We start from the raw sequence: 23,949 nt of genomic DNA, 5'->3' as shown, positions 1-23,949 counted from the left end.
CGGGCGCTGGGCCCGGTTCCCGGCCCGGGGGGCCGAGGTCACTCTCGTCGTGCCGAGACGACGAAGACTGCGGCTGCGATGCCGAGCACGACCAGGACCGACAGCCACGCGAAGCCGGGCAGGTCGAACAGGAGTATCGCCACCGCGATGGCGATGAGCACGACGGGTGCTGCGAACCACAGCGCGGTCCGTGTGTTGGCGTTCATCTGGTCTCCTCCTTCGGTCGTGCGGACGCTGCGGAGGCGGCGTCCGGCTGCCGACGGGGGCCGTCCCCGTCGTGCATGGGTTCCCGTCGGGATGCGAAGAGCTCCTCGACGGGCACGGTGTCGTCGTGGCCGCCCGTGCGGACGATCGCGAACTGGACGGCATCGGCGCGGCCACCGGTCTGCGCGGCGACGACGCGGCGGACGAAGGCGAGCAGCGCGCGGTAGTCGGCGCCCGTCTCGTACCCGTCCGGCAGCTGTTCCGCTGCCACCAAGAACCGTCCGACCACGTCGAACAGGCCCTTGTCGACCCGCCGGTCCGGGAACCACAGCATGTGCCGGAGCCGGCGTGCTGCGACGTCCTTGGTCCGCGTCCACTCGCTGACCACGTCGTCCTGCCGGTACCGGTACAGCAGCTCGAAGTCCATCGAGGCGGGGATCGGTGCGAAGAAGCGCCAGTTCGGGATGAGCAGCGCGGCGGTGTCGACCTGCCGGACCCGGTCGAACCGACGGTTCGGGTGCTGGCCGATGACCGTCGCGATGATCCAGAGCGCGAGGCCGATCGCGAGGGGCAGTGCCGGACCGTCTCCACGGCGGCTCATCGGTCCACCCCGATCGCCTCGCGGACGAGTGCACCGACCCGTCGGACCGGTGCGGGGTGGACGAGCAGGCCGTCGTGGGTGGACCGCACGACCTCGCGGCGGCCGTCGTGCTCGTGCGCGACGCGTTCGTGCGCGGCGCTCACCGCCGGTTGGAGTTCGTCGCTCGTGCTCGCCGTGACGACGAGCACGTCGGCACCCTCGGGGATGCGGCGTCCGGGTCGGTCGGCGACGAGGTCCGGCTCCGCCGCCTGCCACTCCGCACGGCCGGTGCGCCAGAGCCGGGCGTTCCGGTACACGGGGCTCAGGTCGTCGGTCCGCCCCTGGCGTGCGGGGATCGCCCAGGTCGTGGCGTCGAGCAGCCATCCCCAGCCGGTCCGGAGGGACCACTCCATCAGCGGGAAGCCGTCCGTGAGCGACCGGACGGCGGTCAGGACGTCCTCGTCGGGTCGGTCCACGAAACCGGTGGTCGGGTCGAGGAGGACCACCCCGGCGACGTCGCGCCCGAGCTCGGCCGCGTGGCGTCGGAGCAGGTGCCCGCCGAACGAGTGCCCGACGAGCCAGAGTGGTCCGTCCCCGGCGTGGCGGCCGACGAGGAAGCGGAGGTCCTCCGCGTAGGTGGCGAGCGTCGCGCCTGGTGCCGTGCTCGCCCCGGTCCCGGGACGGTCGTACGTCAGCGTGGCGACGTCGCCGCCGAGCTCCGCGATGATCGGGTCCCAGTACTCCTGGACCGCGACGAGCGAGTTCTCGAACACCACCAGGGGTGCCCCCGGCCCCGAGGTTGCCGGCCGGTACCGCACGGCCAGGCGCGATCCGGCGGGCGTCTCGACCACGGTCTGCCCGGCGCGGGGACGTCGACTGCGCCGGGCGTCCACGACCTGCCGGACCACAGCCTGCGTCCCGACCGCGGCCCCGATCACGCCGAGGACCCACGGGAACCCGTCGTGACGACGCGGTACGACCGATCGGCGGTCTGCGGTGACGTAGAGCACCGCGGGCTGCAGTGCGAGGAACGCTGGGAGGAACCGACCGAGTCCCATGGTCGCGGCGATGGTGAGGTGCATCCCGGCGATCGCGCCGAGGTACGCCACGCGCATCCGCGGGCCGAGCACGAACACGATCGGGAACGCGCACTCGAGGACGAGCGTGGCGACCTCGCCCACCCGGGCCAGTGCCGGCCGGTCGCGCAGGACCCGCCACACCCACTCCGAACCGTAGGTCCGCGTGCGCATCACCCCGAGCAGCGCCGAGCCGTTCCGCCAGGGCTCACCCATCAGCTTCACCCACCCCGAGACGAGGTACGACAGCGTCGCCTGGCTCGCGACCGCCCACAGCGCGGTGTCCACCGTCGCGGGTCGTCGGGAGGCCCGGGCAACACCCGACAGCGCCTGCGTGAAGAACGCCGCCTGGTCGCTGCCGTCGCCGCCGTTGTGGTGCAGTGGCCCGAGTGCGTAGCCGGTGAGCACCGTGACGGCGGACGCCGCGGCGCGGACGCGTCGGTCGCGGACCGGGGACAGGTGGACGAGGGCGGCGGCCACCCGGAGCCCGTGCATCGCGGTCACCACCCGGGGCCGGTAGACGCGGTCGAGCACGCGGCGCAGTCGCTCGTTGCGGACGAGCGCGGAGCCCCGCAGCAGGGTCCAGTCGTTCAGGCCGCCCGTCCGGCGGTTGTCCGCGTTCGCGAGGTGCTCGAGACTCCCCATCAGCACCACGATCGCGGAGGCCCGCTCGGTCGCGGCGAGCACGTTCCCGCGGTCGGCCGACCGGTCGACGACACCGCGGACGACCCGGTCCACGAACCCGATCACGACGCCACCTCGAACTCCACCGTGTACGTGGGGGACTCCGGTGTCACCGGACCGCCGTCCCGGTCGCCCGTCACGGAGCGCACCGCGAGCCCGAGCTCCGTACCGAGGCCGGTCAGGACCTCGACCGATGTGAGGAGGCTCACCTCGTTCCCGATGGTCGTCCGTCCGCCGTCGTGCCACAGGTGACTGACCTGCCAGAGTCCGGTCGGCTCGTCCAGGGTCGCGTAGGTCTGCAGACCACGGCCGACGCCAGGGTACGGGACGAACCAGGTTTCACGACGACGTCCGCCGTGCAGGCCGAGCACCGCGTCCGGGTTGTGCGTCTCGACGACCAAGCGGCCACCGTCGGCGAGGTGGTCCCGCGCGGTGGCGAGCGTCTCGCGCTGGTGCTCGCGGGTCAGCAGCATCGAGATGGACGCGCAGACGCAGAAGACCAGGTCGAACCGCTGTCCGAGGCGGAGGTCGGTCATCGAGCCCTGCACCAGGTCGAGGTCGACGCCGGCCTCGTCGGCGCCGTCGCGGCACCGGTCGAGCATCTCGGCGGACAGGTCGACGCCGGTGACGCTGATGCCCCGCTGCGCGAGCGGGATCGCCACGCGACCGGTCCCCACGCCGAGCTCGAGCGCCGTCGCCGGTGCGCTGGAAGCGAGCACCTCGACGAGGCCCGGTTCCGGCGGGAAGACGTCGTCGTAGATCTCCGCGAACTGCTGCCCGTACGTGTGCTGCACGACCCGACCCCCCTCGGCGTCGGGCTCCCTCGGCCCGACACCGAGGGACGCTAGGCCTGTACGTCCGCTCAGTCACACGAGTCCCGACGATCGCTCAGGCTGCTCGGAGGCGTTCGCCAGGTCCAGTAGGCATCCCGCCTCGGCGCGTGCGCCGCGTCGAACCGCACCAGCTCGGGGAAGCAGGCGGGCGGGCACCGGATCGGGTTGGTCGGGCACGCGGCGGACCCGCGCGTACCCCGGCCCCGCGGTCAGTCGGCGGCTGTCGCCGCGAGGTCGCTGTGGGTGGCCGCGTACCAGCCGACGGTCGAGTCCCCGGACGTCGGACCGATGGTGACGTACTCGCTCCGGGTGCGCAGGTACAGGTCCTCGTCGTGTCCGCACCGGATCTCGCCCGAGGCGACCACAGGACGGACGGGAGGCGCGGTGCGGGCCCGACCCGCGCCTCCAGGCCCTCAGGCGGTCGCGGCGCGACCCGCGGCCACCCAGCCGAGCCGTCGCAACGTCTCGCGGTTCCGGATCCAGATCATCGGCTGCACCAGGAGGTCCGGCGCCCAGGCACCCGGCCCCGCCACGGCGTCCTCGACGATGGTGACCTTGCAGCCCCGTCGGTGCTCCTCGACGACGAGCTCGACCCGGGCCTCGCCGAGGGGCCACCCCTTCGGCTGGATCACCATGCGGTGCGGAGCGTCCCACTCGAGGACCGTCGTCACGTCGTCGATCACGAGCGGCCAGATGCCGAACGAGTGGTGCAGGCGGGTGCCGACCGCGGGCCACCCCTCGTCCTGACCGCGCATGCGTGAGGCGCCGACGACCCAGGTGGTGAAGAGCCAGCCGTCCGCGAACACGTCGAAGACGTCCTCCGGGCGGCAGCGCAGGATGCGGACGTTCTTCGCCATGGTCAGTCCTCCGGTGCGAGATCGACGTGCTCGGTGAGCCCGAACGTGTGTCGCAGGGCGCTCCGTGCAGCGTGCCAGCCGGCCATGCCGTGCACGCCGGGGCCCGGGGCGGACGCCTCGGAGCAGAGGTACATGCCACCGCCCATCCGCCACGGGTCGGACGACAGCACCGGGCGCTTGACCAGCTGCCAGAAGCTCGCGGCGCCGGCGGCGATGTCGCCACCGACGTAGTTCGGGTTGTACGCGCCCATGTCGACCGCGGTGCGGCTGCTCGACTGCAGGACGGTGTCGCGGAACCCCGGTGCGAAGCGCTCGATCTGCCGCGTGATCGCCTCGGTCTGGTCGATGTCGGACCCTGCCGGCACGTGCGCGTAGGCCCAGAAGACGTGCTTGCCGGCCGGTGCGCGGCTCGGGTCGACCACGGTGGGCTCGGCACCGAGCACGTAGGGCCGCTCGGCGTGCGCACCGCGCGCGACCGCGCCCTCGGCAGCGGCGATCTCGGCACGGGTCCCGCCGATGTGCACGGTGCCGGCATCGCGGAGCGCCGCGTTCGTCCACGGCACCGGGTCGGAGAGCGCGAAGTCGACCTTCGCGGCGGCATTGCCGAACCGGAACTGCCGGAGGGCTCCGCGCCGCGGCGTCGGGATCTGCTTCCCCGCGATCCGCAGCATGCCGGGGACGCTCGTGTCGAAGAGCACCGCCTTTGCCGGCGTGAGGTCGCCGAGCGAGCGGACCTCGCGGCCGGTCTCGATCCGGCCGCCGTGCGCGACGAGGTCCGCGGCGAGCGCGTCGACGATCGCCTGGCTGCCGCCGATCGGGACCGGCCAGCCCCGGGCGTGCGCGTAGGAGCCGAGCGACAGCGCCGCGGCGGCGGTGGAGAGGGACGGCATGTGCTGGATCGAGTGCGCCGCGACCCCGGAGACCATGGCGGGCGCGACCTGGTCGCGGAAGCGGAGGTTCCACGCGCTCGTTCCCTGCTCGAGGGCGCGGAGTCCGAACCGGAGGACCGTGAGGGGGTGCCGCGGGACGTGCAGCAGCGCGTCGGTGGCGAAGTCGGCGACCTGGTCGGCGTTGCCGGACAGCGGCGCCATGAGCTGCCGGAACGCGGGACCGTCGACGCCGAGCGACTCCGCGGTGCGAGCGAGGTCCCGGTACGCGATGCCGGCGCGCCCACCGTCGAGCGGGTGCCCGTACTGGACCTCCGGCAGGCGGAGTTCGATGCGGTCCTCGAGGCGGAAGCGCCGGAAGAACTCGGACTGCAGCGCCATCGGGTGCACGGCGGAGCACACGTCGTGTCGGAACCCGGGCAGCGTCAGCTCGGCGGTCCGTGCGCCACCGCCGATCGTGTCGCCGCGTTCGACGACCTCGACCGACAGCCCCGCGCGTGCGAGCGTCACCGCCGCCGCGAGTCCGTTCGGCCCCGCTCCGACGACCACCGCATCCACCATGCACCCGAGCCTAGGGACCGCTGCTGCGCGCCGTCTCGGTCGGGACGGTCCGCCGCGGACCGGAGGCGCGGCTCGGTGCCGCCCCGCGCCTCCGGTCCGTCGTCGGGCGCGGTCCAGGGCCGTTCCCGGTTCCGCCGCTGACCGTTCCGGTTCACGAACCCCGGGAATCGCGAACCAGAACGGTCAACGCGCCGACGGATTCAACGCATCCTGCCGAGCGCGCCGAGGACGATGGACCCGCTCGGCGACAGGACCCGGGCACGTGTCGGCGGCTCTGCCGTCCTGGCAGCCTGACAGGTCAGACGCGCGCCGCGTCCGGGTCCGCCGGGTCCGATCCGTCGTCGCCCGCGTCCGCCGCGTCGGGCTCGTCGGCGTCCAGCGCGGTGGACCCCACCGGGTGCTCGGCCAGGAGCGCCGCGAAGTCCTCGTCGAGCATCTGCTGCAGCCGGTCGTCCCGTCCGACCTCGTAGTCGTCGGCCGGACGCTGCGCCCACCCGAGCCGCCCGACGACGGTCGTGCCGATGTCGTCCCACGCCCGGGCCCGGGCCGCGAGGACGATGCCGTCGACGAACCCCTTGTCGTCCCGGCGCTTGTCGAGCATCGTCGCGAGCTGCTCGTACGTCGCCTCACGCGTGCGGAGCTTCAGGTCGTCGCCGCGGCGGTAGTCGTGCTGGTGCCGCGAGCGCCCCTTCTGCTTGCTCGACCGCGACCGGATGTCGCGCATCCGGGCAGCGTCGCCGCGCTGTTCGTCGGCCATGCGGTGGAGCTCCTCGCGCGCGGCCTCGGCGATCACGGCGTGGTCGAAGTACCCCTCGTCGCGCAGCGCGTTCGTGATGATCCGGTTGCCGACGGCGATGGTGACGGCGGCCTTGGCGATGAGGAAGCCCTCGTCGACCGCTCGCTTCAGCTCGACCTGGCTGACGGGCCGGTCGCGCACGTCGTGCTTGCTGCGTCGTCCGAACAAGGCCATGCAGTCGACGATACCGGCGTCGGGTGACCATCCGTCCGCAGGTGGACCCGGATCACGCTCGGGAGGGACGACCCGCCTCCCACGGACCCGTAGCGTCGGGTGCATGGCCACGATCTCGGAATCCCCCCGCACCGGTCTCGGCACGGCGAGTCTCGTGCTCGGCATCTGCTCGTTGCTCGCCGGGTGGACGTTCGTCGCGCCGATCGTGGGGCTGTGCCTCGGCGTCGCCTCGCGGAGCCGCGAGCCGTTCGCCCGTGGTCGTGCCGGCTGGGGGATCCTGCTCAACCTCGTCGCGCTGGCGGTCTGGATCCTGCTGCTCGCGCTGTTCGTCGTCGGCGGGGCGTTCGCGGTCTGGACCGGGGTCACCCACGGCCGCTGAACCGGAGCGCCCGACTCAGAACACGAGGCCGTACACGGCGACGTCGACCCGCACCGGCCCGAGCGGCAGCGCGCTCCGCAGGGTGCCCTCGTACGCGAAGCCGAGCCGCTCGGCGAGGGCACGGCTCCGGCGGTTGTCCACGGCGGTCCGGATCTCCACCCGGGCCGAGCCGCGGGTCCGGGCGACCCCGACGAGGACGGTGGCCGCCCGCCGGGCGACACCCCGTCCCTCCTGGCCCGCATCGACCCAGTAGCCGAGGGATGCCTGCCCGAGGTAGGGGTCGAAGGCGAGCGAGGCGGCACCGACGACCCGGTCGTCCAGCCGGATGACGCACGGGAGCGCCCGGTCCATCGCGTACTGCGCGAGCAGGCGCTCGGTGTGCAGGCCGATCGTCTCGACGGTCTGCTCCTGCCACGCCCACGGTTCCGCCGCGCGCAGCCGGTCGGCGTTGGCGACGACGAGCTCGTGCAGCGGCCGGACGGTCGTGAGGTCGCGCAGCGTCAGCGTGTACCCGTCCCCGAGGTCCCGTCCGAACGCCGCCACCCCTCAGAGACTAGGCACGCGCGCGCCTACTCGTACCGGAGCGCCTCGATCGGGTTCTGCCGAGCGGCCCGACGCGCGGGCAGGGTGCCCGCGAGGAAGGCGATGAACATCACGACGAGGATGATCGTGATCACCGAGGACGGCGCGAACTGCATGATCTGCAGGCCCGGCAGGTCCTTGAGGACGGTGCCGGCGAGCACGTTCGAGATCCCGGTGCCGAGCAGGATCGCCACGCCCGCGCCGATCGCGCTGCCGAGGAACCCGATGAACACGGCCTCGAGCGAGAACAGCGTGTAGACCTTCCCGCCGCCCATCCCCATCGCCTTCATCAGTCCGATCTCACGGGTGCGCTCCTGCACGCTCATGAGCAGCGTGTTGATGATGCCGAACCCGGCCGCGACGAGTGCGATGACGGCGAAGGCGTTCAGCACGCCGACGATGCCGTTGATGACCGTCTGGAACTGGCCGAGCTGGTCCTGGATGGTCTGGCCCGTGTAGCCGTCCTTCGACAGGGCGCTCTTCACGGTGGTCGCCGACGCGCCGCTGTCGAGGGTGGCGGTGGCGCTGGCGTACGAGGTGGCGATCGACGAGGGCTTGCCGGTCTCCTGCGCGGCCTGCATCGCGTCGGTGAGCGCTGCGTTCGCACCGGCCCCGCCGCCGAACAGCGACTCGTTCTGCACGCCCGCGACCGTGGCGGTCAGGGTGTGTTCCTTGCCCTGGTAGTCGTCGACCGCGATGGTGAGGTCCTTGCCGACCGCGGCCCTCGCGCTGCCGAGCCCGAGGTTCTTCAGGTAGTTCGTCGGCAGCAGCACCTGGTTGCCGGCGGAGGACGAGTCGTCGAGCTGCTTCCCCGCGGCGAGGTCGGCGTCGAGCTCCCCCGCGTTCGCCGCGATGTCGACGACGTACTTGCCCGCGCTGCCGTACTCGACCCACTTCGTGCTGAGGGCGACGGCCGGACGGACGCTCTCGATGCCCGCGACGTCCTCGATCTTCGTGACGTCGGACTGCGACAGGTACGCGAACGACGCCGGCCCGCGGTCGACGCTCTGACTCGACTCGTCGGGGTCGTACTTCGCCGGCCCCGAGTCGGTCGAGGACTCGACGGCCTTGGTGATCGTCAGCGACCCGGTGTCGCCGATGGAGGCCACCTGGGTGTCGATGTAGTTGCTGACGCCCGTGCCGATGGCCGAGGTCAGGGTGATGGTGAACGCGCCGATGAAGATCGCGATGACGGTGAGCGTCGTGCGGAGCTTCGACCGGAAGGTGTTCGCGACCGCGGTGCGGAAGAGGTCGAGGACGTTCATGCGGAGTGCCTCCCGTGACCGGGGGCGACGGCATCGACGGCATCGACGGCATCGTCCCCGCCCACGATGAGTCCGTCGCGGACGTTGACGCGGCGGTCGCAGCGTTCGGCGAGTTCCTCGTCGTGGGTGACGACCACGAGGGTGATCCCCCGGTCGCGCTGCAGGCCGAAGAGCATGTCCTCGACGACCTGACCGGTGTTCGTGTCGAGGTTGCCGGTCGGTTCGTCGGCGAAGATGACGCTCGGCTCCCCCACCAGGGCTCGTGCGATGACCACGCGCTGCTTCTGCCCGCCGGACAGGTCGTTCGCGTCGTTCTTCGCCTTGTCCGCGAGCCCGAGGGCGTCCAGCGCGGCCATGCCCCGGCGCTTCCGCTCGGCGCCGGTGACGCCCGCGATCTTCAGCGGGAGCACGACGTTCTCGAGCACCGAGGTCTTCGGCGTCAGGAAGAACTGCTGGAAGACGAACCCGAACGTGCTGTTCCGCGTGCGGTTGACCTGCCGTGCGCTGAGCGTCGCCGCGTCGGTACCGTCGAGCAGCACCTGGCCGGCCGAGGGCTTGTCGAGCAGCGCGAGCAGGTGCATGAGCGTCGACTTGCCGGAACCCGACTTGCCGACGATGGCGAGGCTCTCGCCCTGGTCCACCTGCAGCGACACCCCCTTGAGCGCGTCGAACCGCGTCGCGCCGCGGCCGTAGGTCCTGGCGAGGCCACGGGCCTCGAGCACGGGAGTGGTCATGCGCCAACCGTACTGTCCACTGCACGACTGCAAGTTTGCGTTTGCTGTAAACCATGTGACGTTCCGGTTACAGTCGGGCCATGCCCGACACCGCGCCCGCCTCCGAGATGGGCCTCCGCGACCGCAAACGCCTCGAGACCCGGCACCGCATCGCCGAGGCCGCACGCACGCTCGCCCTCGAACAGGACATCGACCGCACCACGATCGAACAGATCGCCGCGCGCGCCGAGGTGTCGCCCCGGACGTTCTTCAACTACTTCGAGAGCAAGGAGGACGCGGTCCTCGGGCACACCGAGCTCGACCTCGCCCCCGAGACCCTCGCCGCACACCTCGCCGCGGTCGAGGGCGAACCGGCGGCGCAGGCCGTGGTCGACCTGGCGTTCCTGGTGTTCGGGGAGTCCTTCGGCGACGAGCGCGAACGGCTCGCCCGCAAGGAGGTCATCGTGCGCTTCCCGCAGCTCATGCGCCGGCAGGTCTCGCGGATGACCACGGTGGCCGAGGCGATGACGGGTGCCGTCCGCACGATCCTCGAGCGGGACCCGGCGTGGGGTCCGGACGCGGCCACCCCCCAGGCGGCCGAGATGCTGCTCGGCATGTGCATGACCGGGCTGCGCAGCTCGGCACGCCACGAGGGGTCGGACCCCGACGCGGTCCGCGCCGCGGTCGTCGCGTCGATCCGCGACACCGCCGCGCGCATCACCACCCGGTAGCGGACGGGAGGCGCGTGACGGGCCCGCCCCGTGCCTCCAGTCCGTACATCGTGAGCAGAAATGGTCGGGTGCCGCGCGCGGACCCGACCATTTGTGCTCACGATGCGAGCGCGCCGCGCGCCGCACGCCGCACGCATCACGGCTTCGTGATGAAGCCCTCCTTGACCATCCAGTCGAAGGCGACGTCCGCCGGCTCCCGGCCCTCGACGTCGACCTGCCGGTTCAGCTCCTGCAGCACGGCGTCGGTGAGCTTCGGCGAGATCTGGTCGTAGACGTCCGCGAGCTGCGGGTACTCCGCGAGCGTCTCCGAGTCGAGCACCGGAGCGACGTTGTAGGCCGGGAAGAACCCCTTGTCGTCCTCGAGCACCGTCAGGCCGAGCGACTTGATGCGGCCGTCGGTGGTGAACACCTCGCCGAAGTTGCACTTGCCACGGTCGGTCGCCGTGTAGACCGTGCCCGTGTCGAGGATGCTGACGTTGCCGCGCGGGACGCCGTTCTCGCCCGAGCCGCCGAGCTCGAGCCCGTACTTCTCGAGCATCGGCTTGAAGCCGTCCGCGCGTGAGTTGAACTCGGACTCGACGCAGAAGGTGCGCTCGCTGACGGGCAGCTTGGTGATGTCGGAGAGCGTCGTGACGTCGCCGAGCTCCGACACGGCCTCGTCGCGGACGGCGAAGGCGTAGGTGTTGTTCATCGGCGCGGGTTCGAGCCAGGTGAGGCCGTTGCCCGCGTCCTCCTGCTTGACCGCCTCCCACTGCTCGGTCTTGTCCGGGATGCCCTCACTGTGCCCCATGAAGGTCAGCCAGGCCGTGCCGGTGTACTCGTACGTGAAGTCCGCCGCGTGCGAGGTCATCAGCTCGCGGACGGCGACGCTGCCGGGGACGTTCGTCTCGTCGGTCACGTCGAAGCCGGCGGCCTTGGCGGCGAGCACGGCGATCTTGCCGAGCACGAGCTGCTCGGTGAAGTTCTTTGAGGTCACCGTGAGGTGCGCCCCGGCGGGCAGATCGTCGATCCGCTTGATCGATCCCGGGTCCGCCGCGGGCACGAAGGACGTCGCCGGCTGGAGTCCGCAGCCCGTCAGTGCGAGCGCGGCGGCGCCCGCCACGGCGGTGGCGGTCACGATGCGGCGGCGGAGCGTCGGACGGGAGGCGCGGCGTGCGTCGCGCGCGTCGGCGTGCGTCATCGGAGTCCCTTCGGTCGTGCGACCGTCTCGACCACGCGGCCGAGCCAGTCGATGGACAGGGCGAGGAGCGCCACGAGGAGCGCCCCGGAGACGAGCACCTTCGGCAGGAACAGCGTCACCCCCGTGGTGATGAGGAGGCCCAGGCCGCCGGCGCCGACGAAGGTCGCCAGGCTCGCGGTGCCGACGAGCAGGACGAGGGCGGTGCGGATGCCGGAGAGCATGACCGGGACCGCCAGCGGCAGCTCGACCTTCATGAGCACACTGAAGGCACTCATCCCCATGCCCCGTCCGGCCTCGACGAGCCGAGCATCGACGCTCTGCACGCCGATCATCGTGTTCCGGAGCACCGGCAGGATGGCGTAGAGCACGAGGGCGACGACGGCGGACCAGGAGTTCAGCCCGAGCCAGGCCGCGAGCAGCACGATCAGACCGACGGCGGGCGCCGCCTGGCCGAAGTTCGCGACGGCGATCACCCCGGGGCTGATCCGACGCAGCGGCCCGCGGGTGAGGACGACCCCGAGCGGGATCCCGATCACGAGCACGAGCACGGTGGCCTCGAGGGTCAGCATGAGGTGCTGCCCGGTCAGGTCGAGGATGGTCGACGGGTTCAGGGTCCCCCGCTCGGTGGCGGTGAGGTCCGCGGTCGCGAGCCACACGGCGAACGCTGCGAGGACCACGAGGATCGCGATCGGCTGGAACAGCAGGCCCTTCCAGGACGTGCTGGCGCCCGTGGCCGGTCCGGCGGCGACCGCGCTCACAGGTCCTCCCCGGACGGCGCGATCGTCGGGGCGGCGGGCGACGAGGGCATGGTCTCGATCGGGTTGGTGTTCGTGCCGACCGGGGCGTACTGCTGCTCCTCCGCGGCGGCGGCGCGCGAACGGGTGATGGCGTCCATGACGACCTCGACCGTGATGACGCCGCGGAACGCCTCGCCGCGGCCGGTGACGAGCGCGGCACCGGCGCTCGAGACGAGCATGGTGTCGAGCGCGTCGTTCAGGGTCGCCGCCTCGCCCACGACGGGCAGGTCGGGCTCGATGCCCTCCGGGATCCGGTCCAGCCGCTCGAGCTGGCGGCGGGTCGGCCACCCGATCGGACGCTGACGACGGTCGACGACGACGGCGTGCCCGTGACCGCCGGCCTCCTGCATGCGCTGCAGGACGGCCTTCGTCTCCTCGCCGGGCGAGCAGGTGACCGCCGGCGCGAGCTCGACGTCGCGGACCCGGTTCAGCGTGAGCTGCTTGAGCCCGGCGCCGGACCCGATGAAGTTCTCGACGAACTCGTTCGCCGGCTCGGCGAGGATCCGCTCCGGGGTGTCGTACTGCACGATGTGCGCACCCTCGGTGAAGATCACGATCCAGTCGCCGAGCTTCACGGCCTCGTCGAAGTCGTGGCTGACGATCACGATCGTCTTGTGCAGCTCCTCCTGGATGCGGAGGAGCTCGTCCTGCAGGCGCTGCCGGGTGATCGGGTCGACCGCACCGAACGGCTCGTCCATGAGCAGGACGGGCGGGTCCGCGGCGAGCGCCCGGGCGACGCCGACGCGCTGCTGCTGCCCGCCGGAGAGCTCCCGCGGGTAGCGGTCGCGGTACGTGTCGGGGTCGAGCGAGACCAGGTCGAGCAGTTCGTCGACGCGGGCCGCGATCTGCTCCTTGGACCAGCCGAGCATCTTCGGCACGATCGCGATGTTCGCCGCGACCGTCATGTGCGGGAAGAGTCCGCCGGCCTGGATGACGTAGCCCATCCGGCGACGGAGCTCGTCGGCGTCGATCCCGGTGACGTCGTCGTCGCCCACGACGATGCGTCCCTCGGTCGGTTCGATGAGTCGGTTGATCATCTTGAGCGTCGTCGTCTTGCCGCAGCCGGAGGGACCGACGAGCATGACGATCTTGCCCGCGGGGATCTCGAGCGTGATGCCGTCGACGGCGGGCTTCTGCTGGCCGGGGTACCGCTTGGTGACCTCGTCGAGCAGGATGCTCCGGCCGGTGACGTCGCCGTCGGGAGCGGTGGTGGTGGCGGGGTCAGTGCTGGACACGGATACCTCTCGAGATGGTCAGGCGGCCGAGGCCGATGAGGAGCAGGTCGAGGACGAAGGCGATGATCACGACACCGACCACGCCGACGACGACGGAGGACAGGGCGTTCGCACCACCGAGGCGCGAGAGGCCCGAGAAGATGAAGCCGCCGAGCCCGGGACCGAGTGCGTACGCGGCGATCGCGGCGATGCCCATCACCATCTGCGCCGACACCCGGACGCCGCTGAGGATGATCGGCCACGCCATCGGCAGCTCCACCTGCACGAGCGTGCGGAAGCGGCTCATGCCGATGCCGCGCGCGGACTCGACGACGGTGGGCGGGATCTCGGCGAGTCCGACGACGGCGTTGCGCAGGATCGGGAGCGCGGCGAAGAACACCACGGTGGTCACGGACGGTACGACGCCGAACCCGAGGGGCACGATGAGCAGACCGATGACGGCGAACGACGGGAGCGTCAGGCCGATCGCGGACACCCCGTTCGCGACGGAGGTCAGCCGGGGGCTGCGGTAGACGAGGGTGGCGAGCACCACGGCGATGACGGTCGCGAGCACGGTGCACTGGACCACCAGCGAGAAGTGCTGCCACGACGCGAACCAGATCTGGTCCCATCGCTCCACGATGAACTGGAACACGCGGAAGCGCTCCTCCCGGTCGGCCGAAGTACCCACGGGTCGGGGCACAGGTGCCTTCGAACCTAGGCAGCGCGACGAGTGTTGTACACCTGCAAACGTCCGAACCGGGGTGATCCTGCGGATCCGTCAAGGAATAAACCCCAGGTCAGCAAGGCTTCAGGCGTGTGTAGCTGGGAGAACGGTAACGATCCCGAGCCGTCGTCGGCTATGCGTCGAGGTCGCGGAGCCCGGATCGCTCGGCGAGGTCGACGAGGTGCTCGCGCCAGGCGACCCACTCGGCGGGGCTCTTCTCGGCGAGGTTGCCGTCCCCGTCGCCGGCGAGTCCGTCGAGCATCTCGCGCACGATGTCGGCGTGGCCCGCGTGCCGGGCGGTCTCGGCGCCCATGTGCACGATGATCCGGTGCAGGGTCACCTGGCGGCGGTCCTCCGGCCACCAGGACACGACCCCGCGGCTGTCGAGGTCGAGCGCCTCGATCGTGGCGTCCGTGTGCGCGGCGCTGCGGTGGTGGAACGCGACGATCTCGTCCAGGGTCTCGTCGAGCGACGCGTACATGTCGTCGCCGTCCTCGGACTCGAGCCAGGCGGGCGGATCCGGCAGCGGACGCCCGAAGACCTCGCCGAAGTACCGGGCCTGCACGCCCGCGACGTGCTTCACGAGCCCGAGCACGTTCGTGCCGGTCGGCGTGACGGGCCACCGTGCCTGCCGCTCGGCGAGTCCGTCGAGCTTGGCGACCAGCGCGGCGCGCTGCTTCTGCAGGGAACGGTGCAGCGTCCGCTTGCGCGCGGCGGCGTCGACACCGGTCGCGACGCCCTCGTCCGACAGCATCGACCCACCGCTCGAGGCGATGGTCGGTGCTGCCGGTGCGGGGTGGACCTCGGGGACCGGGTCGGTGCGCGTCATGCCCTCGATCGTGCCACCGCGCGGTCACGCACGCCCTGCGACTCGGTCACGGCGACGCGTTCGGCGGTGAGCAGGAGACCGGCCACCTCGCCGGAACTGCGCGTCGGTGCGTCGTTCCAGCTCGTGAGGTCGCGGACGCGTCCCATCCGGACGTCCGGTGCCGGGCACCACAGCACCGGCGCTCCCTCGTCGGAGGCGAGCGCGTGCCACACCAGGTCGAGGGCGCGCTGGACCTGCTGCGAGTGCACGGCGTGCGGGCCGCCCGCCGCGGAGACGACCGAGCCGACCAGGCACGCGGCGACGAGTGGCCGACCCTGCACGTCCATGGCGGCGGCGCTCGAGGCCTTCCGCATCCGTCCGTGCTCGTCGACGTAGGCGAACCACGCGTGCTGGATCCACCCCCGTTCGATGACGCCGCGGGCACCGGAGAGCAGCCTGGCGAGGTCGTCGAGCTCCTGCAGACGGGCTTCGACACGACGCTCGCGTGCCGCGGTGCGGCGCGCTGCGAAGCGGTCGAGGAGCCCGCGGATGCCGGTGCGGGTCGGGGCGGACGGGACGGGAGAGGCGTCGGTGGCGACGTCGTGCTGGACGCGGAACTCGAGGGTCATGACGGCCCCTCCGATCTTCACGTGCACGGATTGGTGCGGTCACGATAGCCCCGCGCGGACTCAGTCGTCCAGCACTTCTCCGATCACCCGGTGGGCGACGGCGCGGAACGCGCGGTCGTCGGACAGGTGGAGTGCCGAACCGATCGAGACGGCCCAGGCGCGGGCCCGCTCCCAGGTGTCGTCGTCGGCCGCGACGCGTGCGCGGAAGGTGCGCCGCGCCTCCCGGTCGAGCGTGAGCCACGCGGTGGCGAGGTCGACCGCCGGGTCGCCCGCCGTCACGTCGCCGAAGTCGACGACCGCCGACAGGCGGGTACCGCCGTCCGGTGCCGTGTCGAACAGCACGTTGAAGGGGTGCAGGTCGCCGTGCACCCAGACGGGAGGCCCGGCGTACGCGGGCAGCGCCGCCGCCGTCCGCCAGACTGCCGCGAGTGCGCGGGCCCGTGGCACGTCCGCCGTCGCGAGCCGCGTGAGCACCGCCTCGCTCCGGGTCGCGAGCGGCACCGCCCGGACCGGGTTCACCGGGGCGTCGGCGGGTGCCGGGACGTGCAGCAGTCCGAGGAACGCGGCGAGCGCCTCGGCGACGCGCACCCCGCCCTGCCGTTCGCCGGCCGGTTCGCCCGGGAGCCAGCGGACCACGCTCCACGACCACGGGTAGCCGAGGGCCGGTCGACCGGTGCGGACCGGGTCCGGCACCGGCACGATCGGGGCCACCCGCTGCGCGATCCCGGGCAGCCAGCGTTGCTCGTGCTCGATGAGGGTCGCGGCGGCCGCACGGCGGGGGAGCCGGACGGCCAGCAGGTCGCCGAGCCGGACCACGACGTTGTCCCACCCGTTCGCGGCGATCGCCATCGGGAGGTCGGCGAGGTCGGGGTGCTGGTCACGGAGCAGGGCGGCGACGAGCGGGACGTCGACGTCGACCTCGGCAGCGGGGGTGGCCACCGGGTCAGGCTAGCCCGGACCGCGGCGGACCCGTGAACGGGGGCGTGAGCGCAAACCTACCGCTGGGTATGCTCGGAGCGATCAGCGACGTGGGTGTCGGTGGGGGGACCCGCGTCGCTCGGTCGAGGGAGTCCGCTCAGTCGAGCGGGTTCGCTCAGTCGAGCGGGAGCGGGGCGATCATCCCGACGAGTCGGGGGATCTCCGGGCGGACCCGGTCCGTGACGATCGCGGCGAGCAGGACCGTCCAGAGCTCGCGGAGCCGCTCGTACAGGTCCGAGCGGTCGGCGAGGACGTCGGAGACCGTCTGCACGCCCGTGTAGGCGGGGATGACGACCCGGCCGACGAGGTCCGCGTCCCACGCCGGGTCGACCTCGCCGGCGTCGATGCCCTGCCGGACGAGGTCGGCGATCACCTGCATCCAGTCGGTGTACGGGTCGCGCCGTGCCACGCCCTGCGCAGCGGTGTCGGTGGACAGCCGGATGCCGGCGCTCACGACCGTCTCGTGGACCATCTGCGACGCGAGCCCCTGCGACAGCCACATGAGCACCTCGAGCGGGGTGGTGCCGCGCGCGACGGCCGCCTCGCCGTACTGCCGGGAGACCTCGTGCTGCCGGGCGACCACCGCACCGGCGAGGTCCGCCTTCGAGGTGAAGTGGAAGTAGAGCGCGCCCTTCGTGAGGCCGGCCCGCTCGGCGACGGCGTCCATCGAGGTGCCGAGGTAGCCCCGCTCGTCGAACTCGCCCGCCGCGGCGTCGAGGATCGCGGCGCGGGTCTCGACCGCTCGCTGCTGCCGCGTCCCGCTCTCCTGCGCCATGATCCTGCAAGCGTACCGACGCAACCGCGCCCAGGCGGCGTCCGGCCGGCGTCCGGGATCCTCCCCGGTCGGCTGTCGTACGGTTCCCGACATGGACGGATGGCGGAACCCCGCGCGCTGGGCCCGGACGGGGCGGTGGCTGCTGCTGCCGATCGCCGTGCTCGACTGGGTCGCGCTGGCGCCGCAGACCGTCGTCGTGCTGGCGTTCGCGATCGCCGTCGTCGGGTTGGCCGGCATCGCCGCGGCACTCGTCGCGTGGATGCTCCGACGGTCGCGTGGTGCCATGGCGGCGCTCGGGGTGGTGCTCCTGCTCGGAGGGCTCGTCGTGTTCGGGCTCGACCCGTTCCCCGCGGTGTTCCCGCTCGTCGACGGGTGGTGGCCGGAGTCGATCACCCGGCCGCAGGTCGTCGCGAGCGCCTACTGGCAGCTCGCCGGGCTCGGGATCGAGCTCGCCGGGTTCGGCATGCTCGCGACGCTCCTCGTCGTGTCGCTCACGGCGAAGCCCGCGCAGCGCTGACGACCGGGGGTCCGGGCCGTCGGGCACCCGCGCGACCGGGCATCCGGGCGTCCGGCGGTCAGTCGCGCGTGAGCACGAGGAGCGTGCCGACCGCCGCGTCGCCCCGGACGCGTTCGACCAGGTCGGCGACGTCGTCGGCGGTCCGCACCGACGTGGTCAGGGCGTCGAGGCCCCCGACCGCGGCCAGCAGTCCGTCGGTGCACAGCACGACGCGGTCGCCCGGTGCGAGCTCGACGGTCCCCGTCGTCCGCGGGGTCCCCGCGGGTTGCAGGCCGATCGGCAGGTCGCGCGACCGGAGGACCTCGGTGCCGCCGTCCGCGCGCACCACGGCCGCCAGGCCGTGCCCGGCGTCCACGTACGCGGCGTGCCCCGACGCGGGGTCGAGCCGCAGGTGGAAGAGCGATGCGACGGTGTCCGCAGCCGACAGGTCGGCGGCGACCTGCGCCTCCAGGCCCTCGATCGCGGTCACGGTGTCGACGTCGGTGCGTGCGATCACGGCCGCCCGGACCGCGGCCGCGAGGAGCGCCGCGGCCCGACCGGCGACCGGGACGGCACCCACGGTGCAGTGCAGGCGGCCGTCCGCTGCGACGCGCCAGTCCGCGACGTCGCCGGAGTCCTCGCGGGGGAGTGCCAGCGCGTGGAGTGCGTACCCGGGGACGTCGACGGGCTCCGGGACGAGGCTGTCCACGACCCGCCGGACCCGGTCGCGCTCGATCGCGTGGCCGAGCTCCCGTTCCGCCCACCGTGCGAGGTCACGGAGCAGGTCGAGGTCCTCCGGCGACATCGTCCGTGGGATCGCGTCCATGATGCAGAGGGTGCCGACGCGGGTGCCGTCGAGCATCGACAGCGGTGCGCCCGCGTAGAACCGGATCCCCTGGTCGGTGACGGCCGCGAGGTGCGCGAACCGCGGGTCGAGCGTGGCGTCCGGCACCACGATCGGCGCATCGTCGAGCACCGTCGTCGAGCAGAACACCTGCTCGGCCGGCGCGCTGCGACCCTGGTGCCAGCCCTGGGTCGACTGCGCCGTCACCAGGCCGTCGTGCACGATGTTGAGGAAGGACAGCGGGACGCCGAAGGCCTCCTGCGTCATGCGGGTGATGCGGTCGAAGCGCTCTTCGGGGCCGCTCCCGAGCACGCCGAGCGCCTCGATCACGGCCGACCGGTGCGCTGCGGCGTCGAGGTGGCTCACCCGTCCTGTCTACCCGCACCCTCGCCCAGGAACCAGTCCCGCGGGTGGGGGTCGGCGGTGAGCTCGCGCCGCTCGGACACGGGCGCCGCCCACGCGGCCGCGTTCGACAGCACCCGCTGGACGTCCGGGTGGTGGTACACCGGGTACTCCTGGTCGCCGGGGGAGAAGTAGAAGACCTTCCCGAGGCCGCGGCGGTACGCGACGCCCGAGCGGAAGACCTCGCCGCCGGCGAACGTCGACAGGAAGACCTCTTCGTCGGGGCGCGGGATGTCGAAGTACTCGCCGTACATCTCCTGGCGGTCGATGACGATCGGGTGCGGGACGCCCGCGGCGATCGGGTGCTCGGGCGCCACCGTCCAGACCAGCTCGCGCTCCCCGTCGTTGCGCCACTTCAGGGAGCAGGTCGTGCCCATCAGCCGCTTGAACGGCTTCGAGTAGTGCCCGGAGTGCAGCACCACGAGGCCCATGCCCGCGTGCACGGCGTCGACGACCAGGTCGACGACGGCGTCGCTGACCTCGTCGTGGGCGGCGTGACCCCACCAGAACAGGACGTCGGTGGTGGCCAGGCGCTCGGCGGTGATGCCGTGGTCGGGCTCCTGCAGGGTGGCGGTGCTCACGGTCGCGTCCGGGTGGTGCTCGCGGAGCGCGGCGGCGATGACGGTGTGCATGCCGTCGGGGTAGTGCCCCACGACGGTCTCGTCACCCCGGCTCTCGTGCACGTTCTCGTTCCAGACGACGATGTTCAGGGGACGGGATTCGGTCGGCGTCGACATGGCTCCCACGCTAGTCCGCCTGGTCGTCGAATCGATACGACCACCGGAGTGTCGGGGCTTTCCCGGGAGGCGTCCGCGACGATGTGGGCATGACTCCCCGATCCCTGTTCCGCGCCGCCGCGGTCGCCGAACTCGTGACCTGGACCCTGCTCATCGCCGGGATGGTGCTGAAGTACGGGCTGGACGCCGGCGACTGGGGCGTCCGGATCGGCGGCGGGGTGCACGGGTTCGTGTTCCTGGCGTACCTCGTGGTGACCACCGTCATCGCGGTGAACCAGCGGTGGTCGGCGGGCGCGCTCGTGCTCGGGTGGGCGAGTGCCGTGGTGCCGTACGCGACCGTGCCGTTCGAGGTCGCCGTCGCACGGCGCGGGATGCTCGACGGAGACTGGCGCCGGTCCGCCGACGGTCGCTCGGGCTTCTGGGACCGCCTGCTGTTCTTCGTGGTGCGCCGCCCGCTCCTGGCGGTCGTGATCGGGGTCGTCGCGGTCGCTCTGGTCTTCGTGGTGCTGCTGGCGGCGGGCCCGCCCGTCCCGTCCCGCACCTGACGCGCGGCGCGCGCTCACTTCGTGAGCAGAAATGGTCGGGGTCGTGGTGCTGACCCGACCATTTCTGCACCCGGATCGGCGCGGCGCGGGCACGGACGGACGGGAGGCGGGGGGCCTGCGGGCACCGCGCCTCCCGGCCGTCGTCGCTCGCGCCTACAGCGCGGCGAGCGTCGCGTTCAGCGTCGCGGACGGGCGCATGACCGCGCTCGTCTTGGCGTCGTCGGGACGGTAGTAGCCGCCGATGTCGGCCGGGTGACCCTGCACACCGTTCAGCTCCTCGACGATCTGCTGCTCCTGGGCGTCGAGCTTCGCGGCGATCTCGGCGAACGACGCCGCCAGGTCGCCGTCCTGCGTCTGCGCCGCGAGCTCCTGTGCCCAGTACTTCGCCAGGTAGAAGTGGCTGCCGCGGTTGTCGATCGACCCGAGCTTGCGCCCCGGCGACTTGTCCTCGTCGAGGAAGGTCCCGGTGGCACGGTCGAGCGTCTCGCCGAGGATCTTCGCGCGCTCGTTGCCGGTCACGCCCGCGAGGTGCTCGAGGCTGACCGCGAGCGCGAGGAACTCCCCGAGACTGTCCCAGCGCAGGTAGTTCTGCTCGACGAGCTGCTGGACGTGCTTCGGCGCCGAACCACCGGCACCGGTCTCGAACAGGCCGCCGCCGCCGAGGAGCGGGACCACGGAGAGCATCTTCGCCGAGGTGCCGAGCTCCATGATCGGGAACAGGTCGGTGAGGTAGTCGCGGAGCACGTTGCCGGTGACGGAGATGGTGTCCTCGCCGCGGCGGATGCGCTCGAGCGAGAAGCGCATCGCGTCCTCGGGCGACATGATCTCGATCTGCAGGCCGTCGGTGTCGTGTTCGCCGAGGTAGGTCCGCACGAGGCCGATGAGGTTCGCGTCGTGCGCACGGCTCTCGTCGAGCCAGAACACCGCGGGGGAGCCGGTGGCACGGGCGCGGGTGACGGCGAGCTTCACCCAGTCGCGGATGGCGACGTCCTTCGTCTGGCAGGCGCGCCAGATGTCGCCGGCCTCGACCTCGTGCTCGATGACCGTCTCGCCGCCGCTCGTGACCACGCGGACGCGGCCGGCGGCCGGGACCTCGAAGGTCTTGTCGTGCGAGCCGTACTCCTCCGCCTTCTGCGCCATCAGCCCGACGTTCGGGACCGAGCCCATGGTGGCCGGGTCGAAGGCGCCGTTGGCACGGCAGTCCTCGATGGTCGCCTGGTAGATACCCGCGTAGCTCGAGTCCGGGATGACCGCGAGGGTGTCGTGCTCCTCGCCGTCCGGACCCCACATGTGGCCGGAGGTGCGGATCATCGCCGGCATGGAGGCGTCGACGATGACGTCGCTCGGGACGTGCAGGTTCGTGATGCCCTTGTCGGAGTCGACCATCGCGAGCTCGGGGCCCGCGTCGATGCCGTCCATGAAGGCCTGCTTGATCTCCGCACCGTTCGGCACGGCGTCGAGCCCGGCGAGGATCGAGCCGAGGCCGTCGTTCGGGTTGAGCCCGGCGGCGGCGAGGTCGGCGCCGAAGCGTTCGAAGACGGTCGGGAAGAACGCGCGGATGACGTGCCCGAAGATGATCGGGTCCGAGACCTTCATCATCGTGGCCTTGAGGTGCACCGAGAACAGCACACCCTGCTCGTCGGCCGCGCGGATCTGGTCCCGCAGGAAGGCCTCGAGCGCGCGGACGTGCAGCACCGTACCGTCGACGACCTCGCCCTGGAGGACGGGGATCGACTGCTTCAGGACCGTGGTCTCGCCGTCGCTGCCCACGAACTCGATCGTCAGGACGTCGTCGGCCGGGGCGATCCAGGACTGCTCGTTCGAGCGGAAGTCGTCCGCGCCCATCGTCACGACGTTCGTCTTCGAGTCGTGGCTCCAGGCGCCCATGCGGTGCGGATGCTTGCGGGCGTAGTTCTTGACGGAGAGCGGGGCACGACGGTCGGAGTTGCCTTCGCGGAGGACCGGGTTGACGGCACTGCCCTTGGTGCGGTCGTAGCGGGCGCGGGTGTCGCGCTCCTCGTCGGTCGCGGGCTCGTCGGGGTAGTCCGGCAGGTCGTAGCCCTGCGCCTGGAGTTCCTTGATCGCGGCCTTGAGCTGGGGGATCGACGCCGAGATGTTCGGCAGCTTGATGATGTTCGCCTCGGGCGTCTTCGCCAGGTCGCCGAGCTCGGCGAGGGCGTCGTCCAGGCGCTGCTCGGCGGTGAGGCGCTCCGGGAACTGGGCGATGATCCGGCCGGAGAGCGAGATGTCGCGGGTCTCGACGTCGACACCTGCGGTGCCGGCGAAGGCCTGGATGACCGGGAGGAAGGAGTGGGTGGCGAGGAACGGCGCCTCGTCCGTGAGGGTGTAGATGATCTTGGCCATGCTGGCGGGTACTCCCTTGTTCGACCGTCGGTACGTCCACGCTACTCGCGCAGCGGGATGTCTCGACATCAAGATACATGGTGCCGCCTGCGTGGAGCGGATGCTCGGTCCGCTTTCTGGAGGCGCACTGGCGACTCATAGGGACGTCCCGTCGACTGGTCTTCCGCGACACACGGACCAGGAGGCGCACATGGCGACGACACGGCAGACACCGGAGGACTTCGGTTGGTCCGCGGAGGACCTCCGCTCGGCCTACGCCGTGGACGGCAGCGGACCGTACCGGTACGCACCGGACGGCTCGGGACCGTTCTCCTACGACGAGGACGGCTCCGGCCCCTGGCTGGTGGGGCCGACGCCCCGACGCGGGCTCGCCCGCTTCGCGCCGCGGGACCGCGGGTCGGGCTCGCGGCTGCGGCGGATCGGGACCGCCGTGACCGCGGGCACGCTCGCGCTCGTCCTCGCCGCAGGGAGCGTGGCACTCGTCGCCCACGTCGCCCCGCCGCACCACGCGGTGAACGCCTCGTCCGTCCACACTCCGGAGCCGGACGGGGACTGACCGCCCGGTCCGACCCGGACTGCGCGCGTCACTCGCCGATGCGCACCCGGAACACGCGGACACCGGCGGTCTTCAGCGCCGCGAGCCCGAGGCGCATCCGGAAGGTCCGGAACGGACGCTCGAACCCGGACGGCGCCGACGCCGCGCCGATCTGGTGCAGGACCTCGGACGTCAGCGTCCGCTCGATCTTCGGGGCGAGACGCGTCAGCCCGGACACCGTCACGACGATCCGGACGGCGTGCGGCGCCAGCAGCGGGTCGATCATCTCGGCGGCCTCGTGCGCGCGGTGGAACGCGGGATCGTCGCCCGGTCGACGGATCGCGATGACCGCGAGTTCGGCGTCCCACGTCTCGGCGGGGTCCGGCAGGTCGTCGACCCCGACCACCCGCATCCGAGCCGCGTCGACACCAGCCCGCACGGCAGCGGTGCGGAGCACGGGGAGGAGTTCCTGCGTGCCGGCGAGCACGACGTGGGCCGTGCCCAGGTCGACCGGTTCGTGCCGCTCGCGCGGTCTTCGGGCCATGTGGAGGGTCCTTTCGGCTCGCTCACTGCGGACACTACTGACCGGGCGTCGT

Annotated in this window: 28 protein-coding genes; 5 read left to right on the top strand and 23 right to left on the bottom strand. The window is 72.1% G+C overall.

Going from position 1 to position 23,949, the window contains the following annotated elements; all coding sequences use genetic code 11:
* Positions 1-38: 38 nt before the first annotated feature.
* From ACNQOV_RS01390 to ACNQOV_RS01355, 8 genes are all read right to left on the bottom strand, one after another.
* Positions 39-206 carry a hypothetical protein gene (locus ACNQOV_RS01390; RefSeq protein ID WP_022905510.1) on the bottom strand — a complete coding sequence of 56 codons (168 nt, stop codon included), beginning with the start codon at positions 204-206 and terminating at the stop codon, positions 39-41.
* Positions 203-805, bottom strand: coding sequence for a hypothetical protein (locus tag ACNQOV_RS01385; protein ID WP_022905512.1), 603 nt, complete (start codon positions 803-805; stop codon positions 203-205). Before ACNQOV_RS01385 ends, ACNQOV_RS01390 begins: the two co-directional genes overlap by 4 nt.
* Complete coding sequence (locus ACNQOV_RS01380; protein ID WP_416393027.1) at positions 802-2,610, bottom strand: alpha/beta fold hydrolase; 1,809 nt, start codon at positions 2,608-2,610, stop codon at positions 802-804. Before ACNQOV_RS01380 ends, ACNQOV_RS01385 begins: the two co-directional genes overlap by 4 nt.
* The gene (locus ACNQOV_RS01375) at positions 2,607-3,338 is read right to left on the bottom strand and encodes a class I SAM-dependent methyltransferase (RefSeq protein WP_416393026.1); all 732 of its coding nucleotides are present in this window, start codon (positions 3,336-3,338) and stop codon (positions 2,607-2,609) included. The genes ACNQOV_RS01380 and ACNQOV_RS01375 overlap by 4 nt, the downstream gene beginning before the upstream one ends.
* 248 nt (positions 3,339-3,586) lie before the next feature.
* Positions 3,587-3,742, bottom strand: coding sequence for a hypothetical protein (locus tag ACNQOV_RS01370; protein ID WP_416393025.1), 156 nt, complete (start codon positions 3,740-3,742; stop codon positions 3,587-3,589).
* 48 nt (positions 3,743-3,790) lie between these two features.
* Positions 3,791-4,234: an SRPBCC family protein gene (locus ACNQOV_RS01365; RefSeq protein WP_416393024.1), complete on the bottom strand. Its 444-nt coding sequence runs from the start codon at positions 4,232-4,234 to the stop codon at positions 3,791-3,793.
* A 2-nt stretch (positions 4,235-4,236) separates the two neighbouring features.
* Positions 4,237-5,682 (bottom strand): phytoene desaturase family protein, encoded by a 1,446-nt coding sequence (locus tag ACNQOV_RS01360; RefSeq protein WP_416393023.1) that lies wholly within the window; start codon positions 5,680-5,682, stop codon positions 4,237-4,239.
* A gap of 298 nt (positions 5,683-5,980) precedes the next feature.
* Positions 5,981-6,652 carry a hypothetical protein gene (locus tag ACNQOV_RS01355; protein ID WP_402266464.1) on the bottom strand — a complete coding sequence of 224 codons (672 nt, stop codon included), beginning with the start codon at positions 6,650-6,652 and terminating at the stop codon, positions 5,981-5,983.
* Between the two features lie 103 nt (positions 6,653-6,755).
* Between ACNQOV_RS01355 and ACNQOV_RS01350 the strand changes: the two genes are divergently transcribed.
* Complete coding sequence (locus ACNQOV_RS01350) at positions 6,756-7,031, top strand: hypothetical protein (protein ID WP_416393022.1); 276 nt, start codon at positions 6,756-6,758, stop codon at positions 7,029-7,031.
* Positions 7,032-7,046: 15 nt separating this feature from the next.
* On the opposite strand, the gene ACNQOV_RS01345 is transcribed toward ACNQOV_RS01350, so the two are convergent.
* From ACNQOV_RS01345 to ACNQOV_RS01335, 3 genes are read right to left on the bottom strand one after another with little or no spacing between them, the layout of a single operon-like run.
* Positions 7,047-7,574, bottom strand: a complete 528-nt coding sequence (locus ACNQOV_RS01345) for a GNAT family N-acetyltransferase (protein ID WP_402266458.1) — start codon at positions 7,572-7,574, stop codon at positions 7,047-7,049.
* Positions 7,575-7,600: 26 nt separating this feature from the next.
* Positions 7,601-8,878, bottom strand: coding sequence for an ABC transporter permease (locus tag ACNQOV_RS01340; protein WP_416393021.1), 1,278 nt, complete (start codon positions 8,876-8,878; stop codon positions 7,601-7,603).
* On the bottom strand, positions 8,875-9,612 hold the full coding sequence (locus ACNQOV_RS01335) for an ABC transporter ATP-binding protein (RefSeq protein ID WP_416393020.1): 738 nt from the start codon (positions 9,610-9,612) through the stop codon (positions 8,875-8,877). Before ACNQOV_RS01335 ends, ACNQOV_RS01340 begins: the two co-directional genes overlap by 4 nt.
* An 80-nt stretch (positions 9,613-9,692) precedes the next feature.
* On the opposite strand from ACNQOV_RS01335, the gene ACNQOV_RS01330 reads away from it, so the two are divergent.
* Positions 9,693-10,322 carry a TetR/AcrR family transcriptional regulator gene (locus ACNQOV_RS01330; protein ID WP_022905972.1) on the top strand — a complete coding sequence of 210 codons (630 nt, stop codon included), beginning with the start codon at positions 9,693-9,695 and terminating at the stop codon, positions 10,320-10,322.
* Positions 10,323-10,458: 136 nt separating this feature from the next.
* Here ACNQOV_RS01330 and ACNQOV_RS01325 read toward each other — a convergent pair whose 3' ends face one another.
* The 8 genes from ACNQOV_RS01325 to ACNQOV_RS01290 form a co-directional block, all read right to left on the bottom strand.
* Positions 10,459-11,502: a glycine betaine ABC transporter substrate-binding protein gene (locus ACNQOV_RS01325; RefSeq protein ID WP_416393019.1), complete on the bottom strand. Its 1,044-nt coding sequence runs from the start codon at positions 11,500-11,502 to the stop codon at positions 10,459-10,461.
* Positions 11,499-12,260 (bottom strand): ABC transporter permease, encoded by a 762-nt coding sequence (locus ACNQOV_RS01320; RefSeq protein WP_416393018.1) that lies wholly within the window; start codon positions 12,258-12,260, stop codon positions 11,499-11,501. Before ACNQOV_RS01320 ends, ACNQOV_RS01325 begins: the two co-directional genes overlap by 4 nt.
* A complete protein-coding gene (locus ACNQOV_RS01315) occupies positions 12,257-13,534 on the bottom strand; it encodes an ABC transporter ATP-binding protein (protein WP_416393017.1) in 1,278 nt (425 codons plus the stop codon). The genes ACNQOV_RS01320 and ACNQOV_RS01315 overlap by 4 nt, the downstream gene beginning before the upstream one ends.
* Positions 13,521-14,168: an ABC transporter permease gene (locus ACNQOV_RS01310; protein WP_022905976.1), complete on the bottom strand. Its 648-nt coding sequence runs from the start codon at positions 14,166-14,168 to the stop codon at positions 13,521-13,523. The genes ACNQOV_RS01315 and ACNQOV_RS01310 overlap by 14 nt, the downstream gene beginning before the upstream one ends.
* A 205-nt stretch (positions 14,169-14,373) precedes the next feature.
* Positions 14,374-15,069 carry a DinB family protein gene (locus tag ACNQOV_RS01305; RefSeq protein ID WP_416393016.1) on the bottom strand — a complete coding sequence of 232 codons (696 nt, stop codon included), beginning with the start codon at positions 15,067-15,069 and terminating at the stop codon, positions 14,374-14,376.
* Positions 15,066-15,677 (bottom strand): hypothetical protein, encoded by a 612-nt coding sequence (locus tag ACNQOV_RS01300; protein WP_416393015.1) that lies wholly within the window; start codon positions 15,675-15,677, stop codon positions 15,066-15,068. Before ACNQOV_RS01300 ends, ACNQOV_RS01305 begins: the two co-directional genes overlap by 4 nt.
* Before the next feature lie 60 nt (positions 15,678-15,737).
* Positions 15,738-16,616 carry an aminoglycoside phosphotransferase family protein gene (locus ACNQOV_RS01295; RefSeq protein WP_022905978.1) on the bottom strand — a complete coding sequence of 293 codons (879 nt, stop codon included), beginning with the start codon at positions 16,614-16,616 and terminating at the stop codon, positions 15,738-15,740.
* A gap of 154 nt (positions 16,617-16,770) precedes the next feature.
* Positions 16,771-17,430: a ScbR family autoregulator-binding transcription factor gene (locus tag ACNQOV_RS01290; RefSeq protein WP_402266436.1), complete on the bottom strand. Its 660-nt coding sequence runs from the start codon at positions 17,428-17,430 to the stop codon at positions 16,771-16,773.
* 91 nt (positions 17,431-17,521) lie between these two features.
* On the opposite strand from ACNQOV_RS01290, the gene ACNQOV_RS01285 reads away from it, so the two are divergent.
* On the top strand, positions 17,522-17,947 hold the full coding sequence (locus tag ACNQOV_RS01285; protein WP_402266433.1) for a hypothetical protein: 426 nt from the start codon (positions 17,522-17,524) through the stop codon (positions 17,945-17,947).
* A 58-nt stretch (positions 17,948-18,005) separates the two neighbouring features.
* Here ACNQOV_RS01285 and ACNQOV_RS01280 read toward each other — a convergent pair whose 3' ends face one another.
* Together ACNQOV_RS01280 and ACNQOV_RS01275 are read right to left on the bottom strand one after the other, a co-directional pair.
* A complete protein-coding gene (locus ACNQOV_RS01280) occupies positions 18,006-19,136 on the bottom strand; it encodes a PP2C family protein-serine/threonine phosphatase (protein ID WP_416393014.1) in 1,131 nt (376 codons plus the stop codon).
* Positions 19,133-19,909, bottom strand: a complete 777-nt coding sequence (locus ACNQOV_RS01275; protein ID WP_309886503.1) for a ThuA domain-containing protein — start codon at positions 19,907-19,909, stop codon at positions 19,133-19,135. Before ACNQOV_RS01275 ends, ACNQOV_RS01280 begins: the two co-directional genes overlap by 4 nt.
* Positions 19,910-19,998: 89 nt before the next feature.
* Here ACNQOV_RS01275 and ACNQOV_RS01270 point away from each other — a divergent pair, with 89 nt between their 5' ends.
* Complete coding sequence (locus tag ACNQOV_RS01270; RefSeq protein WP_416393013.1) at positions 19,999-20,454, top strand: DUF3817 domain-containing protein; 456 nt, start codon at positions 19,999-20,001, stop codon at positions 20,452-20,454.
* Between the two features lie 153 nt (positions 20,455-20,607).
* Here ACNQOV_RS01270 and ACNQOV_RS01265 read toward each other — a convergent pair whose 3' ends face one another.
* Complete coding sequence (locus ACNQOV_RS01265) at positions 20,608-22,818, bottom strand: NADP-dependent isocitrate dehydrogenase (RefSeq protein ID WP_416393012.1); 2,211 nt, start codon at positions 22,816-22,818, stop codon at positions 20,608-20,610.
* Between the two features lie 190 nt (positions 22,819-23,008).
* Between ACNQOV_RS01265 and ACNQOV_RS01260 the strand changes: the two genes are divergently transcribed.
* Complete coding sequence (locus tag ACNQOV_RS01260) at positions 23,009-23,374, top strand: hypothetical protein (RefSeq protein WP_416393011.1); 366 nt, start codon at positions 23,009-23,011, stop codon at positions 23,372-23,374.
* 28 nt (positions 23,375-23,402) lie between these two features.
* On the opposite strand, the gene ACNQOV_RS01255 is transcribed toward ACNQOV_RS01260, so the two are convergent.
* Positions 23,403-23,897, bottom strand: coding sequence for a hypothetical protein (locus ACNQOV_RS01255; protein ID WP_402266417.1), 495 nt, complete (start codon positions 23,895-23,897; stop codon positions 23,403-23,405).
* Positions 23,898-23,949 lie beyond the last annotated feature (52 nt).

It is taken from the genome of Curtobacterium sp. LFS084, from assembly GCF_047977705.1.
Lineage (GTDB): Bacteria > Actinomycetota > Actinomycetes > Actinomycetales > Microbacteriaceae > Curtobacterium.
The sequence above is the reverse complement of the archived record's forward strand: the minus strand, read 5'-3'. Positions and strand labels throughout refer to the sequence as shown.

Coding starts and splice junctions, on each gene's coding strand:
- ACNQOV_RS01390 (WP_022905510.1), bottom strand. CDS start 206: ATGAACGCCAACACACGGACCGCGCTGTGGTTCGCAGCACCCGTCGTG.
- ACNQOV_RS01385 (WP_022905512.1), bottom strand. CDS start 805: ATGAGCCGCCGTGGAGACGGTCCGGCACTGCCCCTCGCGATCGGCCTC.
- ACNQOV_RS01365 (WP_416393024.1), bottom strand. CDS start 4,234: ATGGCGAAGAACGTCCGCATCCTGCGCTGCCGCCCGGAGGACGTCTTC.
- ACNQOV_RS01360 (WP_416393023.1), bottom strand. CDS start 5,682: ATGGTGGATGCGGTGGTCGTCGGAGCGGGGCCGAACGGACTCGCGGCG.
- ACNQOV_RS01355 (WP_402266464.1), bottom strand. CDS start 6,652: ATGGCCTTGTTCGGACGACGCAGCAAGCACGACGTGCGCGACCGGCCC.
- ACNQOV_RS01350 (WP_416393022.1), top strand. CDS start 6,756: ATGGCCACGATCTCGGAATCCCCCCGCACCGGTCTCGGCACGGCGAGT.
- ACNQOV_RS01340 (WP_416393021.1), bottom strand. CDS start 8,878: ATGAACGTCCTCGACCTCTTCCGCACCGCGGTCGCGAACACCTTCCGG.
- ACNQOV_RS01335 (WP_416393020.1), bottom strand. CDS start 9,612: ATGACCACTCCCGTGCTCGAGGCCCGTGGCCTCGCCAGGACCTACGGC.
- ACNQOV_RS01330 (WP_022905972.1), top strand. CDS start 9,693: ATGCCCGACACCGCGCCCGCCTCCGAGATGGGCCTCCGCGACCGCAAA.
- ACNQOV_RS01325 (WP_416393019.1), bottom strand. CDS start 11,502: ATGACGCACGCCGACGCGCGCGACGCACGCCGCGCCTCCCGTCCGACG.
- ACNQOV_RS01305 (WP_416393016.1), bottom strand. CDS start 15,069: ATGACGCGCACCGACCCGGTCCCCGAGGTCCACCCCGCACCGGCAGCA.
- ACNQOV_RS01300 (WP_416393015.1), bottom strand. CDS start 15,677: ATGACCCTCGAGTTCCGCGTCCAGCACGACGTCGCCACCGACGCCTCT.
- ACNQOV_RS01290 (WP_402266436.1), bottom strand. CDS start 17,430: ATGGCGCAGGAGAGCGGGACGCGGCAGCAGCGAGCGGTCGAGACCCGC.
- ACNQOV_RS01285 (WP_402266433.1), top strand. CDS start 17,522: ATGGACGGATGGCGGAACCCCGCGCGCTGGGCCCGGACGGGGCGGTGG.
- ACNQOV_RS01275 (WP_309886503.1), bottom strand. CDS start 19,909: ATGTCGACGCCGACCGAATCCCGTCCCCTGAACATCGTCGTCTGGAAC.
- ACNQOV_RS01270 (WP_416393013.1), top strand. CDS start 19,999: ATGACTCCCCGATCCCTGTTCCGCGCCGCCGCGGTCGCCGAACTCGTG.
- ACNQOV_RS01265 (WP_416393012.1), bottom strand. CDS start 22,818: ATGGCCAAGATCATCTACACCCTCACGGACGAGGCGCCGTTCCTCGCC.
- ACNQOV_RS01260 (WP_416393011.1), top strand. CDS start 23,009: ATGGCGACGACACGGCAGACACCGGAGGACTTCGGTTGGTCCGCGGAG.
- ACNQOV_RS01255 (WP_402266417.1), bottom strand. CDS start 23,897: ATGGCCCGAAGACCGCGCGAGCGGCACGAACCGGTCGACCTGGGCACG.